A 16,332-nucleotide genomic window follows, 5' to 3' on the forward strand; every position below is an offset into this window, starting at 1 on the left:
CGTTTGAGTTGTCTAAAACAGCTTCTGGGCGAACATATACAAATCGTGGCGCCATACGGGCCAGGTGTGGCCGCCAGGGTACTCGCTATAGGCGTACTTGATACCTAGCTCATCCATCTTGGCGCGCATCACCTTGTTGTTGGCGTAGGCAATGTCTTCGGGCCCACCCATCGAGAGCCACAGCTGTTTAAGGTTGGTGTTGATGGTGCCCGCGTTGGCTTTCATGAAAGCATACTGCGGGTCAGACAGGGCCGCATTATTGGCGAAGAAACCCGAGCTGAACACCCCTAGGTAGGCAAATTGGTCAGTGTTTTTCATGCCCGCGTAGAGCGTTTGTAGGCCGCCCATTGAGAGGCCGGCCAGGGCGCGGTTTTGGGCGCCGGGCGCTACGCGGTAGTTGCTTTCTACCGCGGGCATTACGTTTTGCTTGAGCTCGTCCTCGAAGCGCTTCAGCGATTGTTCGCCGAAGCCGGCCAGGCCGCCCGGGCCACCCATGTTGCCGTCCATCATCACGATGAGCATGGGCTTGGCCTTTTTGTCGGCAATCAGGTTGTCGAGGATTACGTCGGTTTTGCCTTGCTTGGCCCAGCCAGTCTCATCTTCGCCGCCGCCGTGCAACAGGTACAGCACCGGGTACTTGGCGGACGTGTTAGCATCGTAGCCGGCCGGCGTGTACACGAAAAACCGGCGCCACGAATTGGTGACTTTGGAGAAGAACTTCCGCTCGCGTATTTCGCCGTGGGGCACGTCGCGCTGGGCGTAGAAACTGGTACCGCGGCCCGGAATCTCGATGCCGCTGGCCATGCGCCCCATGCCGTAGAAGGTGTCGCTGGCGGGGTCGGCGATGGGCAGGCCGTCGAGCAGCAGCGAGTAGTAATGCAGGCCCCGGCTCAGGGTGTCGGTGGTGGTGGTCCAGGTGCCGCTGCTGTCCTTCACCATATCGTATTTGCGGCCTAGGTCGAGCTGCGCTTTCTGCACGCCGGGGGCTTTGAGGCGAAACATGGCGCGGTTGTCGGGCAGTATCTGCGGGTATTTGGCGTTGCGCACGTTGGTGGTAGCTTGGGCGCCTAGCACCGTGTAGGTGGGTAGGGACGCCACATCAACGGGCTTGAACAAGAACTGCGAGAACATGTACAGCCCATTTTTCCAGACCTTAAAGTCGTGCCCACCGGCTTCGAGGTAGTACACGTGCGGTACGTTGTGCTCGTAGAGGTAGTCGTGCGTGCGCTGGCTGATGGGCAGCAGGCCGTCGGCGTCGCCGCACGAAATCCAGAGCAGCTTCAGGAGCTTTTTGGCTTTGGCGGGGTCGGGCACCAGCTGCTCGGGCATCTTGGTATTAGGGGCCGACGAAAAGCCCCCTACCCAGGCAAATTTATCCAGGTTGCCCAGCCCAAAATCCAGTGACTGCCCCCCGCCCATCGACAGCCCGGCAATGGCTCGGTTCTCGCGGGTGGTAAGGGCCGGGTAGTGCTTCTCGACGTAGGGAATGAGGTCGGTGAGCAGGTCTTTTTCGAAGTTGGCAAAGGCGGCCACTTTATCGGGCCCGTAGATATTGCCGATGGGCCGGTCGTCTTTCATGGCCCGGCCGTTGGGCATCACCACCAGCATGGGCTTGAGCTTGCCGGCCGCGTACAGATTATCCAGAATCACCTGCGGGTGCCCGCCCTTGAGCCACTCCTTTTCGTCGCCGCCGATGCCGTGCAGCAGGTACAGTACCGGGTACTTCTTCTTTTTGGAGTAGCCGGGCGGCGTGTACACCAGCGCCTTGCGCACCGTGCCCACCGTTTTGGAGGTATAGCTGATGCTGTCGATGCGGCCGGTGGCAATGCCCGTGGCGGGCTGGTCGAAGCCCCTAGGGGCCTCCATACTGGTTTTTTGGGCCAAGGCGCTACCGGCACTCAGCAAGGCAATACTCGCTAGTAGAGGAAAAAACAGTCTCATAGTGGTGGGAAAAAGTACGCCGCCCTACGGGCAGCAGCATGTAGAAAAACGAAAAGCTCCTAGATAGTCAGCTGCACGGTGGCGCCTGTTAGTTCGGGTTGGCTGTGGTATAAACTGCCAGGCCAAAGTCGTAGCCGGGCTTGTCGTTCAGGCGTAGCGGCAGCCGGTTGAAGTAGGCGCCGCCAGCCGGGTAGGCCTCCTGCCGACTCGCGCGCCAGAAAAGCGGCGCCGACTTTTCCAGGCCTTGCAGCTCGAAGGCGTAGGTATGGCCGGCCTGCAAGGGCACTTGGTTAGCTCCTGCAAAATCAAACTGCAACAGCCCAGCCGGCTGCGGCGTGTAGGCAATGGCTAGTCCTTTGCCACCCCCTAGGAGGTTGGTGCCGGGAGTATAGGCCGGGTTTTCCTGCGTACCTAGGTCGTAGAGCGCCAGGGTCACGGACTGCTTGGTATCGGTGCCCAACCCGTCGCCCCCAAATAGGTCGATGCGCGTGAGCTTGCCATCGGCCGGCACCCGGAAAGTTTGGCCCAGGCTAGTACCGCCCTTGTCATGGTTGAAGCTGATGTTGTCGAGGGCCGTGTTGGCCGGGTTGGACATAGTGCTCAGTAGGGGCGCGCCGGGCCACTGCGCGGGGCGCGGCAGCAGGTTTTGCACAACGCTGACGCCGGGGGCCGAAGTAGCCGGGGCACTGGCGGGCGGCGCGGGGCGGCTAGGGCTGGGCGGCCCGCTCACGCCGGCCACGGTTTGGGTGATGGGCTGAATGGTGCCGTCCGGGTTGTAGTACAGATATTCTACGCACACACTGCGGCGGCCTAGGGCCCCACTTTCGCCGGTGGGCAGGGTGAGCGTGGCGTTGTGGTAGAAGAAGTACGACTGCTTCTTGAACTCGACAATGCCGGGGTGAATCGTGTAGCTGTTCTTGGCCTGGTCGGTGAGGATGCCGCGGTAGGTCCACGGGCCGGTGACCTTGGGGGCCGTGGCGTAGCACATTTTCTCCGACATGCCCTGGTGGGCAAAGGCGGCGTAGGTGAGGTAGTACAGGTTGCCCCGCTTGTGCAGCCACGGGCCTTCGGTGTAGTTGGGCACCTCTTTGCGCTGGATGGGCCCGTCGAGCTCCGTCATGTTGGGCTTGAGCTTGGCCAGGTAGCAGTTGGGGTTGCCCCAGGCCAGCCACGCCGTGCCATCGTCATCCACAAACACGGTGGGGTCTATGTCGTCCCAGCCGTTGGGGCCGGGGGTGGTTTTGTCGGAGATGAGCGCCGAGCCGCGGGCATCCACGAAGGGGCCAGTGGGGCTATCCGACACGGCTACCCCGATGGCTTTGGCGTTGGCCGGGGCGCCCTCCTGCACCGCTGCGTAGAAGTAAAATTTGCCGTTGCGAGCCACTACCTGCGAGGCCCAAGCATCCTTGGTAGCCCACTTGAAGTCGCGCACGTTCATGATGGGACCGTGTGCGGTCCAGTGCTTCATGTCGGTGGTGGAGTAGCACAGCCAGTCATTCATGTTGAACATCTGGCCCTCCTTCGCCTCGTCGTGGCCCACGTAGAGGTACAGCTTGTCCTTGTACACCAACGGCGCCGGGTCGGCCGTAAATACGTCGCGGATAATCGGGTTTTCGCCCGGCTTAGCGGCCGCCTGGCCGTAGCTGCACGGGGCGAAGGCGGCTTGCCCAAGCGCAACAAATAGGGCAGCAGACAGGAATTGCTTAGGCACAGAAATAAAGTAAAAAGTGGGGTAGACGGCTCGCCGCTGGGCAACAGGCAGAGGCATTAGGGCCGCGGCTGCTGCCTAGGCCGCACTGCATCGTTGGCAATCACTCCCTCTAGGGTGTGCATTGGCGGCTCGACGATAGCCGGAATGGGCAGGTGGCTAAACTGCTGGAAGTAGAGCAGGCAAGCGTCTTTCCAGAGCACGGCGTTGCCGCTTTGGGCGCGCAGCTTGTTTTGCACCGCCGCAAAGCGCTCGGCATCCACGTAGGGCTGGGCTTTATCCCACACCTGCTGAAACTGGCGCACCTGCTGCACGCCGTGGTCGTAGTGCAGGGCTAGCTCGTCCCAGAGCGTGCGGCCGCTTTTCATCTTGAAATCCCAGGGCAAGTGGTGAAACCAGAGCAGGTACTCGTCGGGGCAGGTGGCGGGGTTGTTGAACTGGCCGGCCAGCGGCTCGTGGTACTGGCTCACGGCGTTGCTACCCCCGGTGGTGCGGTCGAAGCCTACCCCCTGCGCATCGGCCTGGTGGTAGTAGGGCGGCGTCCAGTCGGCGCGCATTTTGGGCGGTGCCCACCAGGGGCCGGGGCCGTAGTGGTCGTGGGTAGCCGACATGATATGGTGCAAACCTAGGGGCATAGAGTAGTTCACGATAGCCTCGCGGCTAGCCAGCATCAACTGAGTGACTGGCGCCAGAAAGTTGGTATTCCAGTCTGAAGCGCTAGCCGTCGAGCTGGTAGCTCCGGTAAAGGTTTGCTTGAGCCACTCGTCAGCAATCTGGGCGCTTTTCAGCTGGTTGTTCCAGGCTAGGCGGCCGAAGGCGTACCAATTGGCCTGGCCAAAGTCCTGGCCGGTCCAGTTCCGGTCTAGGCCTGTGTTGGCAACGCCGGCCATGGCCGTGTGCTTTTGTGGGTACACGCTGCCATCGGTGACGCGGGCCACGGTGCTGCTGGGGCCTGCTTGGTAGGTGTCACTACCTAGGCACTCCTCCCACATGGTCGAGAGAAAGGCCAAGTCAATGCTGTGCCCTAGGTACTCCTGCGTAATCTGAAACTCGGGCATCACGGAAGTCTTTTTCAGCGCCCCGAAAAGCGGGCTGAACGGCTCGCGGGGCTGAAAGTCAACCGGCCCGTTTTTCACTTGCACGATGATGTTGTCGCGGAATTTGCCATCCAGCGGTACAAACTCGTTGTAGGCTTGCTTGGCGCGGTCCTTATCGTTGGGGCTGTACACAAAGGCCCGCCACATCACCAGGCCGCCGTAGGGCTTTACCGCATCCGCCAGCATGTTGGCACCATCGGCGTGCGTGCGGCCGTAGTCCTGCGGGCCGGGCTGGCCCTCGCTGCTGGCTTTCACCAGGAAGCCGCCGAAATCGGGAATCTGCTGGTAAATCTCTTTCGCCTTCGCCTGCCACCATTTCTTGACGGCTGGGTCCAGCGGGTCGGCCGTTTTGAGGCCGCCCAGCAGCACCGGCGACGAAAACTTCACCGCCAAAAAGGTCTTCACGCCATACGGCCGCAGCACGTCGGCAATGGCTTTCGTGCGGCCTAGGTACTCGGCCGAGAGGATGAGCGGCGAGGCATTCACGTTGTTGATAACGGCCCCGTTGAGGCCCACCGACGCGTTGGCTCGGGCGTATTCCTGCCACAGCGCCTTGTCCTTGGCTGTGACCACAAACGAGCTGTCCTTGCGCCAAAAAATGGAGTGCCCGGCGTAGCCGCGCTCCACCGAGCCGTCGGGGTTATCCCAGTGGTTCAGCAGGCGGTACTCGTAGGAAGGATTGAACACCTTATCGGCCACCGGCTGGCCGGTTTGCTGGCGGCGCAGCAATTCAAAAACACCGTAAAGCAGGCCCGCTTCGGTCGTGGCTCGCACGCTGGTTGGACCTAGGCGAAAGCCGTCGTGCTTGATGGCGTTGTCCTTCTTCAGCGTGAGCGTCACGGTAGCCCCGGCCGCTCCCTGCCAGTTGCGCTCCAGCTCTTGCTTAGCCATAGCGAGCAGGGTCGAGTTTTTGGCCGCCACTACCACCGTGACCGGCGCCGCCTGGTGCGGACGCAGCCACAGTTGGTGGCCGTCCTCGGCGCGCAGCCCTAGGGTAGTGCTCAGCAGCCAAAGACTAAAAAGAAGCTTTTTCATGATACAGGACTTATTGCTTAATGGTGAGTGGCTTACCTAGGTAGGCCACTTGCTTGCTGGGCTTGCCAAAGGTCTCCCCCAGCCCGGTGATTTCGCTCACCCACACGATGTTGAAGACGCGCCGCTTTAGCGCGCCGGGGTAGGCGCCCTGCTGGGGGCCGATGGTCAGGGTGCGGCGCTTTTCATCTCACGCGAAGGGAATAGTTGTGTGCTGGCCCTGTTCATAGCGGTAGCTGTCGCCCTCGTCTTCGTAGAGCGTAAACCGGCCATCGGCGCCGGCGTACACCCTGATTTCTAGCGTGTCAGCCGATTTTTGCCCGGTGTATTGCAGGCGTTTGCCTAGGGGTACAATGGCGCCGGCTTTCACAAAAACTGGGGTGGTGGCCAGGGGCGCGGGGGCCGTAATGGTTTGGCCGCCCGCGTGGCGCCGGCCGGTCCAGAAGTTATACCACGCCCCACCCTGGGGCAGGTACACGGGCCACTCGGTGCGGCCCGGCGCCGTAACGGGCGCCACCAAAAACGCCGGCCCAAACAGGTACTCCCCGGCCTGCTGGCGGGCGGTGGTATCGGTCCGAAAATCCATGACCAAGGGCCGCATCAGCGTCGAGCCCTGCGCGTGCACTTGCCAGGCTGCCGAGTAGAGGTAGGGCAGCAGGCGGTAGCGCACGTCCAGCAGCTGCCGGATGTTGGCCTCCACCACGGGGCCATTTTTCCAGGGCTCGGTTTCGGTTTGGTAGCCGTGCACCCGGAAAATGGGCGTGAAGGCACCCCACTGGTACCAACGCATCAATAACTCGTTGTACTGCGGGTCGGTATACTGCCCGGCGCCCGGCCGGAAAAACCCGCCGATGTCGGTAGTCCAGTACGGCAGGCCGGTGATACTGAAATCCAGCCCCGCCGGAATCTGGCGGCGAAACGTGTCCCAGGTGCCCCCAATATCACCCGACCAGCTGATGGTGCCGTAGCGTTGCTGCCCCAGAAAAGCTGAACGCGTGAGGATGCACACGCGCTTATCCTGGGTGGCGGCGCGCTGCCCCTCATACACGGCTTGGTTGACGAAAAGCGGGTACGTGAGGCGGTAAAAATCACCCGGCCCTAGAGCGAGCTGCTTGCTGTGCAGGGCGTCGTTTTCGGGCTCCGTGGCATCTAGCCACCACGAGTCGACCCCGTAGCGGAACAGGTGCTGGTTGATGGCCGCCCAGTGCGCCTTGCGAGCAGCGGGGTTCGTGAGGTCGAGCCAGGGGCTATTCGGGATGTAGAAGTTATTGGCCACGTGGCTTTTGCCAATGTCCGATTCCTTGTTCAGGTTCTCCCACACCGAAATGTTGAAGCGGGCGTGCTGGGCGTGCAGGTTCTGCATCAGGGCAGCCGGGTCGGGGTAATGGGTTTCGTCGAATTGCATAACGCCCCACCCGTATTTGCCCCAGTACTGCCAATCCTGCACAATCACATCCATCGGGATATTGCGCCGCCGAAACTCTTGCACCGTCTCTTCTAGGTGCGCGCTGGAGGTGTACCGCTCGCGGCATTGCCAAAAGCCGTAGGCCCATTGCGGCAGCAGCGGCACCTGGCCCGATAAGTTGCGGTAGGTACGGATAACTTCGTCGGCCTGCGGCCCATAAAACACCACGTAATCGAGCAGCTTGGCATTGGGCGAGCGGAACGTGGTAAGCCCATCCACCCGCTTGTAGGTCACGCGCGGAGTGTTATTAGCCTTGCACACTACCTGTACGGTGTGCGCGCCCGCCTTCAGGGGCACTTGGGCGCTGGCCGTGGGCGGCAGCCAAAAATTACGCCGGTCGAGGCACGCTACCCCGTCGATGGCCACGTAGTGCCGGTTGCCCATCGCGCCTAGGTCGAGCATCAGCGAATAGGTGCCAGCCACGGGCAGCGTAAACGTGCCGGTATAGGTAGCCTGGTCTTGCGCTACTTTCTGGGTGCCATTGGCAGTGGTGGCATCCACTGCGGTGCCGGTGGCGGCCGTTTCAGGCTGCTTTTCGAGGGCAATGGGCGCATCAGCCGGGTTGAAATCGGTGAGCCCGTATTGGTGCCACAGCAGGCCGTAGCCCTTGCTAGAATACAGAAAAGGTAGCGCAATTTGGGTATTCACCTGCGTGAGCTGCCGGGTCACGCCGCGCAGGTTGAAGTGCCCGTCCTGAAACTGCCCTAGGCCCAGCAACAGCTCGTCGGGACTGGTTTGGAACTGCTGCTGCGCCACCACGTTGGCTTCGCCTAGCACGGGCTCGGCCGGTAGTAGGCGGGTAGTAGGCTGCTCGCGCAAAAACACCTGGCCGGCGTTGTTCAGGTAGGAAACTGAGCCGGTGGCCTTGTCCACGCGCACCCGCACTTGCTTGGTAGCTAGCTCCACCGCCGTGCCCGTGTCCGTGGTTTTGAAAGCGGGCGTTGGTAGCTGGCTCGTCAATACCAATTCTGGCGGCGCGGGCAACGCCCCTTGCGTGTACTGCACCCGAATGGCGTTTTCGGCCAGCGGCCGCAACACCAGCTGCCCTTTGGCCAAAGCAATGGTAACACGGTCGGCAGTCGGCTTGTAGCTCCGGACGCTTTGGCCAAACCCCACAATTGGCCAGCTCACGAGCACTAGCAAGCAAGCGGGCTTTAGTCGGAGCAGGGCGAAGCAGCGGAAAAGCATGTTAGCTGTTGAGAGAAAATGAGTGACCTAGGTCCGCTTTGGTGGGCAAGAAGACTACTTGATTACACGACGTGGAGCTGCCGAGCCTAGGAGCTTCGCAGCATAAGTAGAGGCTTCTAGGTCCGACTTACTTACTCGAACTTGACCCAGTCAATCTCCACGGGCGTGTTCGTTTTGGACGAAACGACCAGCGTATGCGTGCCGGGCTTGAAGGCCGACAAAGGCGCTTTTACCTCCTGCCACTGGCTACCCTTGGGCACGGTTACTTGGGCGAGCACCGGGCCGGTGGCCCCATCTGCCCGCAGCTGCACCGTGGCGCCGGCGGCAGCCATCGTGCGCAGCGTCACCGTCTTGAGCGCTTGTTTGCCGAAGGCTACCACATTGTATTGCACCCAGCCCTGGTTGTTGGCAAACACGGTTTTCCAGCCCTGAAATTTGTTGGCGGTATCGAGGAAGGCGATGTTCGCGCCGCTGCTACTCAGGCGGCTGTAGCGGTCCAGTTGAATTTTCTGCTTGGCATCAGTCAGGCCCACGCCGCGCAGGGTGGGTATCACTTTGCGGATGGCCCCGTCGGGCTCGAAAAACAGGCTATCGACACGGACCGAGCGGTTTTTGTCGAAGGCGGGCGACAGGTCGTTGTGATGGTAAAACAGGTACCACTGGTTCTTAAATTCTAGCAGGGAATGGTGGTTGGTCCAGCATCCCGTCGGCGACTCGTCCATAATCACGCCCTTCACCGTGAACGGCCCTAGAGGGCTGGTGCTGGTGGCGTATTCGAGGCGTTCGGTCTTGTTCTCGACGTGTGGGTAGGTCAGATAATAAATGCCTTTGCGCTCAAATAGATAAGGACCTTCCTTTAGTCCTTTAGTAGGCAGCTCGCCCAGCGTCTTGGGCTCGGAGGCTAGCTCCAGCATGTTCTCCTTGAGCTTAGCGCCGTAGATATTGCCCTGCGACCAGTATAGATAGGCCTGCCCATCCTTGTCGATAAACACGTTGGGGTCGATGCCGCGCACTCCCTTAATAGGCAGTGGCTGCGGCACAAACGGGCCGGTGGGCTTATCAGACACGGCTACCCCCACCGTAAAGCCCTTGCTGATGGTCGTATCGCGGGGGGTAGTCGGGAAGTAGAAGTAGTACTTGCCGTTGCGGAACATGCAGTCGGGCGCCCACATGCTGTAGCTGTCGGGCTTCACCCAGGGCACTTTGTTTTGGGTCACAATCACACCGTGGTCGGTCCACTCCGTGAGGTTGGCCGAGGAAAACACGTGGTAGTCCTCCATCACAAACCAGCCGGCCCGCCCGTGCCCGGGGGTGGCCCGAATATCGTGCGACGGGTACACGTACACCCGGCCATTAAACACCCGCGCCGTTGGGTCAGCTGTGAATTGGTTGGTAATAAACGGGTTCTGCGCCTGGGCAGCGTTGCCTAGCAGGCAGGCCAGACCGGCTAGGATGTAGGATAGTTTGTGCCTCAGCATGGGTGGGTAGAAATTGTGGATAGGTTTCGAAGTCAAAAAGGCTGTCATGCGCAGAATGCGCTGCATGACCTAGGGAGCAGGTTACTTGGCTCCAGTAGTCTTACCCGTAATGCGGAAGTAATCGAAATCAGCGTAGCCACCGGGAGACTTGGTGGCGTAGTTGAACAGCCCAAACCGGTAGCCCATAAAGTGGGGCAGCGTGTAGGCCATCTTGAGCGGCCCGCCGATGGCTTTCCACGTTTTGCCATCGAGGCTGTAGAAGAAAGTCGCCACGTCTTTACGCTCCGTGAAGTCACATTCGGCCTTGAAATACACCGTGGTCTGCGTTAGCGGCAGGCGCTGTAGCTCCACGGGCTTCTCCGATTCGGCGCTAATCATGACGATGGATTTGGCGCCGTTGCGGTAGTCTACCCCCACTAGGCCGTAGCGCTTTTGCAGGAGGGCTAGGCCCGCAAAATCACCGTCTTTCAGGTGCGATACATCCAGAGCCGTTGTGCCGGCGCTAGTCGGCCCGATGGTGCGTTGCGTGAGGGTATTGCGGGCCAGCAGAAAGGTAGTATCCACGCGGCCAGTTTTGAGGCGTAGATAGCCGGGGCGGTCGGTGAGCGACCAGAGAGTATTTTCAGGATTGTGGTTCCACTGCCACACCAGCGGCAGCGCAGGCTCGCCCTTGCGCCGGGCAAATTCATCCGAGGCTACGATTCCGGGAATCAGACCTTTACTGGCGGGTAGGGCTAGCGTGGTGGGCACCTTGCCAGCTGGACTACCCAACACCGGCCAGCCATCAGTCCACGTCACGGGCACCAGATACGGGATGCGGCCCACAGCGCCGTTGTCGCGGAAGAGGTAGGAAAACCAACGCCCATCGGGCGTGTCGATGAGGCCACCTTGCGCTACCCCTAGGTCTTGCAGCGCCACGCGGCCTTCGTAAGGCCCCGTGAGCTTATCGGCCCGGTGCACCACCACGGTGCGCATGCCGCCCTTCGGCCACGTGATATTGAAGAGGTAGTACTTGCCTTTGATTTTGAACAGTTGCGAGCCTTCGGCGGGCAGACCTAGGTTGGGACCGGCCGGGGTACTAGCGTTTTCTATCAGCACTTGCTCCGTGGCGCCGGGCTTTACGCCAGAGGCGTCGGCTGTCAGTTCAACCAGCCGCAGTTTGCCGGCGCCGTATATCAGATACACGCGGCCATCATCGTCGAAAAACAGGGAATGGTCGTGGTAGCTCGGCTTAAACGATACGGCTTTCCAAGGGCCTTTCTCGATGTTCTTGGTAGAATAGATATAGGTCTTGCCCGTCGTTTGGGCGAAGGTCGAAACGTAGTAGGTGCCGTTGTGAAACCTCAAACTGCTCGCCCACGAGCCGCGGCCGTAAGTGCTTTTGCCGTTGCGGAGCGCTAGCTCGTCCTGGCCACCTAGGGTATCGGAGGCGTAGCTCACGAGGTGCCAGTTCACGAGGTCCTTCGACTTCATGATGGGCACGCCCGGCGTCATGTGCATGGTCGTGCTGCTCATGTAGTACGTGTCCCCCACCCGTAGCATCGAGAGGTCGGGCACGTCGGCGTAGATGATGGGGTTTTGCGCCTGCTTCACCTGCGCCAGTAGCGGTGAAGCAACGGCTGATGCGAGGACTATTCCGAAGAATAAAGTGCTGCGCTTTAAGAAGTGTGACATGGGTGGGAGATTGCCGCGCTGAGGTGTTAGTGATGGGTCGTGGGTTTGATAGCCTGGTACTTGCCGCTTAGGTGCATCAAGCTGAATAGATACAATAGACCGTCGTAGTACGGGTCGAAGTAGCCGTCCTCGTAGGGGGCCAGCTTGGCGTTCCAGAGTGCGTGCACAAACCCTAGGTCCCGGTCTTGGTGCATGAGCGAAGCCGCCCCGCTGGTAGCCACCAGCCCCAGCGAATGCCGTAGTTTCTTGACGTCGCCGGCCTGCAAAATGAAGTCGGGCCGCGAGCCATCCACATTAAACTGGTCCTCGAACGTGTTCAGGCCCTTGCCGCGCAGAAACCCCTGAAACCGCCGCGCATACTGCTCCTGCCAGACTTTGTCCTTGCCGAACCACACGTAGTCCATGGCAATGTTCATGGGCACCCGCCACGAGTCGTAGCGGAAAGCTGGGGGCGCCCATTTGGTAGCGTGCGGCTTGCCGCTAAACTCAGTGTAGTCGTAGTTGAGGCCGGTGGGCGCGGCGCAGGCGCGGTGCAGAAACGCCCGCGACGTATCGGCGCAGGCCCGGTAAAATTGCTCGTGCCCATCCTTGGCGTAAGTAGCCCACACTTCCAGAAAAGCCGGCAGGTGGTACGATGGGTCGGTCCAGTTGTACATATCCCCCACCGGCACAAAGGTGATTTGCTTGTGCTCAGTGTTCATGAGGTTACGCACGCCGCCGGTGCCGTCTTTTTTCCACGAGGCATCCAGAATGCGGCGAGCCTCTTGGTAGTAGTTGATACCAGTAGCATTGCCCCAGCGGTTGGCCGCAAACAGCAGGCTCGTAACGAAATACAGCTCCCCATCCGAAGCCGGACCTTCCGAATTTAGCTTCATCGTGGTAGTGCTGAAGCTCCAGGCGAAGTAGCCTTCCAGCGGCCCGCTCTGGTGCTGCAAGTTCTTCTTCGACCAGCGCCAGAGGCGGTCAAACACCTCCTTTTTGTTGAGCTGCACGGCCACCATCATTCCGTACGACATGCCTTCGGTGCGGGCATCGTGGTTTTTCACATCCGACACGTAGGCCATCGAATCACCTACCTCGAAGTACACCTTGTTGGACCCTTCAAATACATCGTGGTAAGCTTGGGTTACCTTCTGGTCGATGGCCGCTTGGCTGTAGCCAGCCTCCCGCAGCAAGCTCGGGTATTTGCCCGTGTAAAAGGCCCCTGACGCTGGCTGTTTAGCCGGGCGTTGGGCCACTGCCGTGGTAGCCCCTATGCCTAGCAAGCTAATTAGGCCGAGCAGCCGGCCCGTCCGAAAAAGTGAAGTGAGGTGGGAATTCATGTGGGAGAAGGATAGCAAATAAGGAATAGAGGTTTAAGTGCAAGGCACCGGCCGCGGCCAGCTTGCCGCTCGTACTGGGCGCGGAAGCTGGCCTTATCTATTGATTAAACTGCCACCAGTCGAATAAGAGCTGGTTATTACCGGCTGCTTTGAAGACGAAGTACACGTCGTGGATGCCACTCTTCCGGCTGACTTTGCACGACTGCATCATCCAGCTTCCTAGGTTACCAGTGTCCTTCACTTTTAGTGTTCCCAGCAAAGCACCCGTGGGGCTGTCCAGATGTAGTTCAATGGCTGAATTGGAAGAAGTACTGGCTACCGAAGCCATGAACTCTTTCGCTCCCTTCTCAAAATCAACGCCTTTGACTTTGATGTAATCGCCGTTGTCTATATTCGTTACGTACACGCCATTAGGCCCTTTGCTAGTTTTTAGGCCCTGGCTCAAGGCAATAGTTTCCGCCTCGGTGCGCTTATAGGGGTTTAAGATGGCCACGCGGTCCACGCCCTCTTCCGACCAAAACGGCAGCTGCTGAATAGTGCCGTCCGGGTTGTACGTCAGCTTGGCCACGCACACGGAGCGCCGCTCGGTGTGCGTCGGCGACAGGGCCTTGGAAATGGCGTAGTTGAAGCCAAACAGGTAGGAGTTGCCCTTGTAGTCGATGATGCCCGGGTGGTTACCGTTCGACCGACGGTCGTGGTCCATGAGCGTGCCAGTGTAGTTCCAGGGGCCCGTGGGGCTGGTACTCATGCTGTAGCCGATGCCCTCGGGGCAGCAAGTCGAGGCATACGCCACGTAGTACTTGTCTTTGCGCTTATAAAACCACGGGCCTTCCTGGTAATCCTTCGGCTTGGTAGGCAATTTGACAATGCCGCCCGAATAGGAAATCATATCCTCGTTCAGCTTGACGTAATACAGGTTCGGATTGCCCCAGTACAAGTAGGCCTGCCCATCGTCGTCGATATAAACGGTGGGGTCGATATCGTCAGGACCATTCTGAATCAATGGCTTGCCTAGCGGGTCGGTGAAAGGGCCATAGGGACTATCCGAGACCAGCACCCCGATGCCCTTGACGTGGATGGGGCAATAGAGGTAAAACTTGCCGTTGCGCGCGATGCACTGCGCCGCCCACGCGCCGTTTTGCGGCGACCAGTTGAAGCTTTTGGTAGAAGCGACCGCGCCGTGGTCGGTCCAGTTTACCATGTCGGTGGAGGTGTACAGCAGCCAATTGTACATCTTAAACCCCTTGGCATCGTCCTCATCATGGCCGGTATAGAGAAACACAGTATCGCGGTACACCATCGGCGCTGGGTCGGCCGTGAACTTGGTTTGGATGATAGGGTTCTGTGCCCGTAGCGTGATGCAGGCGGCTAGGGTCAGAAGAGCGGTCAAAAACTGGTGCTTCATAAAAAGCAGGTTTTCAGATAGAAATGAAAAGGTCCACTAAGCAGGGGGCTAAGCCAAGCAGAGGACCTAGGGCTGCACCACAAAGCCGCCCCGAGCCGGCAGCGTTACGCTGACAGTGTTGCCCGCCACGGCTCGGGTGCTGAAGCTGCGGTTAGTGTCGCCGTCGGTGATGAGCGTACCGCTTTTTAAGCCCAGCTTGCCTAGGTCTAGCTGGATGGTTTTGGGCGCGTCGGTGGCGTTGATGCCGGCCACGTACCACCCGCCGCCGGGGGCCTGGCGGGCCAGCACCGCGTACTCGCCGGGGAAGCCGTCCATCAGCTTCACGTCGGCCCAGCGGGGGGGTAGCTTTTTCACGAAGTCTTGCACGTAGGCCGGCTGCGCAGCCATGCCCTCGGGCACCTCGGCATAGTGCTGGATGCCCGACTGAAACAGCACCGATAAGGCCAACTCGAAGGCATTGGAGGTGCGGCGCTGCTTGCCGCGTATCTCCGAAAAGGCCATAGGCGTGAAGTCCATCGGGCCCACGGCGTTGCGGGTGAAGGGCAGCGTGGCGCAGTGGGTCGGCTCCTGGTCGGTGTTGCGCTGGTCGAAGGTCAAGAACTCGAAGCCCTTCACGGCTTCCATGGTCATGAGGTTGGGGTAGGTGCGATTCCAGCCCCTAGGTAGGGTAGCGCCATGAAAATTCACCAACAGGCCAGCCTGGGCGGCATCTACCAGAATGTCCTGGTAGTAGTTCATAAACGATTGTCCATCGCCCCCGAAGAAGTCGATTTTCACGCCGGCCACGCCCATCTGCTTAATACGGGCAAACTCCTTGCGCCGGCTTTCGGCTTCAAAGAGCACGTTGGTAGGCGTTTGCGGGGCTTGGTTCCAGTGGCCGTTTGAATTGTACCACACTAGCAGGCCTACGTTTTTAGAACGCGCATACTGGGCTAGCTCCTGCGTTTTGTCGTAGCCTATCTGCTTATCCCATAAGGCATCGACCAGGCAGTAGCGCCAGCCCATATTGGCGGCGTAATCAATGAAGCGGCGCTGCACGTCATAGGTAGTGTTTTGGTCACCCATCAGTACCCATGACCACGACGACTTGCCGGGCGCCTCAGTGAGCACTGGCGTTTTAGCGGGTGCGCTTAGGTCGGTCGTCAAGGTCGATTCTACGATGGGCGCTAGTGAATTGCCAACCACTACCACGCGCCAGGGAGTGCTCCACGGTAGGCGGCTTTCGGGCAGCAAGGCCGCGTCGGGCGTGGTTTTTTCGGGCGGCTGTGGAAAGGCAATGCCGTACTCGGCATCGGGCGACTCGTGGGCTAGGTGGGTGCCGGCGTAGGTGCGTCCCATGCCAGCCTCAGTCAGCAGCACCCAGTGCCCGTTGGTTTGAAACAAGGCCGGGAACGACCACCCCTGTCCGATGGTAGACGGGGTGCCAGCCGCGATGCCGCGCTGGTAATTCTCCTCGTACGAGGGCTGCGTGTTGGCAAAGCCTGTCTGGGCTTTGGCGTGCGGGTGCAGCCAGCCCTTCGCCCCGGCCGGCAGGTGAAACGTGGTGCTCTCGGCCGTGATGCGCTGCACTTCCTGACTCGGGCCTTCCAGCACGTACTGAAACGCCACCCCATCGTTCGACACCTGAAACACCACGCTGAGCTGCGGCGCCCCGGCCTTGCCTGCGAAGTGCAGCACGCGCCGGTTGGCCCGGTAGCGACAGTTGGCGCGCTTGTCGGTGGCCAGTTGGTAGTCGTCGGCAACGGCGGTTTGCTTGTCGGCCTTAGTCAGCTTCAGACCTTGCGTGAGGTCAGCGCTGGCGAGGCGCAGACCTAGGTGCGAGGGTCGCAGCAGTTCGGCCTGGCGGTAACGCACGGCATAGGTGGGCTGCCCTTGGGCAGTTATGTCTACGGTCACCAGCACGGCCCCGTCGGGGCTGCTGATACGAATGGGCTGCTGGGCAGCCTGAGCGGCGGCCAGGGGAAGTGCCAGCAGGCAAAGGAGTGGGAATAAGCGCATATAGGAAGAATGGAAGTGTAGCAG

General features: G+C 60.2%; 9 protein-coding genes. All 9 read right to left on the reverse strand.

Translation table 11 applies throughout. The features are described 5' to 3' along the window. Positions 1–12: 12 nt before the first annotated feature. The 9 genes from FNT36_RS09045 to FNT36_RS09085 all read right to left on the reverse strand — a co-directional run bounded on the left by FNT36_RS09045 (position 13) and on the right by FNT36_RS09085 (position 16,308). Positions 13–1,941, reverse strand: coding sequence for an alpha/beta hydrolase-fold protein (locus FNT36_RS09045; protein WP_144846595.1), 1,929 nt, complete (start codon positions 1,939–1,941; stop codon positions 13–15). An 88-nt stretch (positions 1,942–2,029) separates the two neighbouring features. Then, complete coding sequence (locus FNT36_RS09050) at positions 2,030–3,652, reverse strand: glycoside hydrolase family 43 protein (protein WP_233635798.1); 1,623 nt, start codon at positions 3,650–3,652, stop codon at positions 2,030–2,032. A gap of 56 nt (positions 3,653–3,708) precedes the next feature. Continuing rightward, positions 3,709–5,781, reverse strand: a complete 2,073-nt coding sequence (locus tag FNT36_RS09055; protein ID WP_144846599.1) for an alpha-glucuronidase — start codon at positions 5,779–5,781, stop codon at positions 3,709–3,711. A gap of 187 nt (positions 5,782–5,968) precedes the next feature. Continuing rightward, positions 5,969–8,374 carry a glycoside hydrolase family 31 protein gene (locus FNT36_RS09060; RefSeq protein WP_233635799.1) on the reverse strand — a complete coding sequence of 802 codons (2,406 nt, stop codon included), beginning with the start codon at positions 8,372–8,374 and terminating at the stop codon, positions 5,969–5,971. A gap of 188 nt (positions 8,375–8,562) precedes the next feature. Further along, positions 8,563–9,909, reverse strand: coding sequence for a family 43 glycosylhydrolase (locus FNT36_RS09065; protein WP_144846603.1), 1,347 nt, complete (start codon positions 9,907–9,909; stop codon positions 8,563–8,565). Between the two features lie 81 nt (positions 9,910–9,990). Continuing rightward, positions 9,991–11,583 (reverse strand): glycoside hydrolase family 43 protein, encoded by a 1,593-nt coding sequence (locus FNT36_RS09070; RefSeq protein ID WP_144846605.1) that lies wholly within the window; start codon positions 11,581–11,583, stop codon positions 9,991–9,993. A 26-nt stretch (positions 11,584–11,609) separates the two neighbouring features. Then, the gene (locus FNT36_RS09075) at positions 11,610–12,905 is read right to left on the reverse strand and encodes a glycosyl hydrolase family 8 (RefSeq protein ID WP_144846607.1); all 1,296 of its coding nucleotides are present in this window, start codon (positions 12,903–12,905) and stop codon (positions 11,610–11,612) included. 97 nt (positions 12,906–13,002) lie between these two features. Continuing rightward, positions 13,003–14,310 carry a glycoside hydrolase family 43 protein gene (locus FNT36_RS09080; RefSeq protein WP_144846609.1) on the reverse strand — a complete coding sequence of 436 codons (1,308 nt, stop codon included), beginning with the start codon at positions 14,308–14,310 and terminating at the stop codon, positions 13,003–13,005. A 66-nt stretch (positions 14,311–14,376) separates the two neighbouring features. Then, positions 14,377–16,308, reverse strand: a complete 1,932-nt coding sequence (locus FNT36_RS09085) for a glycoside hydrolase family 97 protein (RefSeq protein WP_144846611.1) — start codon at positions 16,306–16,308, stop codon at positions 14,377–14,379. Positions 16,309–16,332: the final 24 nt, after the last annotated feature.

The organism is Hymenobacter setariae, from assembly GCF_007713685.1.
In the GTDB taxonomy this organism is placed as follows: Bacteria; Bacteroidota; Bacteroidia; order Cytophagales; family Hymenobacteraceae; genus Hymenobacter; species Hymenobacter setariae.

Coding starts and splice junctions, on each gene's coding strand:
- FNT36_RS09045 (WP_144846595.1), bottom strand. CDS start 1,941: ATGAGACTGTTTTTTCCTCTACTAGCGAGTATTGCCTTGCTGAGTGCC.
- FNT36_RS09055 (WP_144846599.1), bottom strand. CDS start 5,781: ATGAAAAAGCTTCTTTTTAGTCTTTGGCTGCTGAGCACTACCCTAGGG.
- FNT36_RS09065 (WP_144846603.1), bottom strand. CDS start 9,909: ATGCTGAGGCACAAACTATCCTACATCCTAGCCGGTCTGGCCTGCCTG.
- FNT36_RS09070 (WP_144846605.1), bottom strand. CDS start 11,583: ATGTCACACTTCTTAAAGCGCAGCACTTTATTCTTCGGAATAGTCCTC.
- FNT36_RS09075 (WP_144846607.1), bottom strand. CDS start 12,905: ATGAATTCCCACCTCACTTCACTTTTTCGGACGGGCCGGCTGCTCGGC.
- FNT36_RS09080 (WP_144846609.1), bottom strand. CDS start 14,310: ATGAAGCACCAGTTTTTGACCGCTCTTCTGACCCTAGCCGCCTGCATC.
- FNT36_RS09085 (WP_144846611.1), bottom strand. CDS start 16,308: ATGCGCTTATTCCCACTCCTTTGCCTGCTGGCACTTCCCCTGGCCGCC.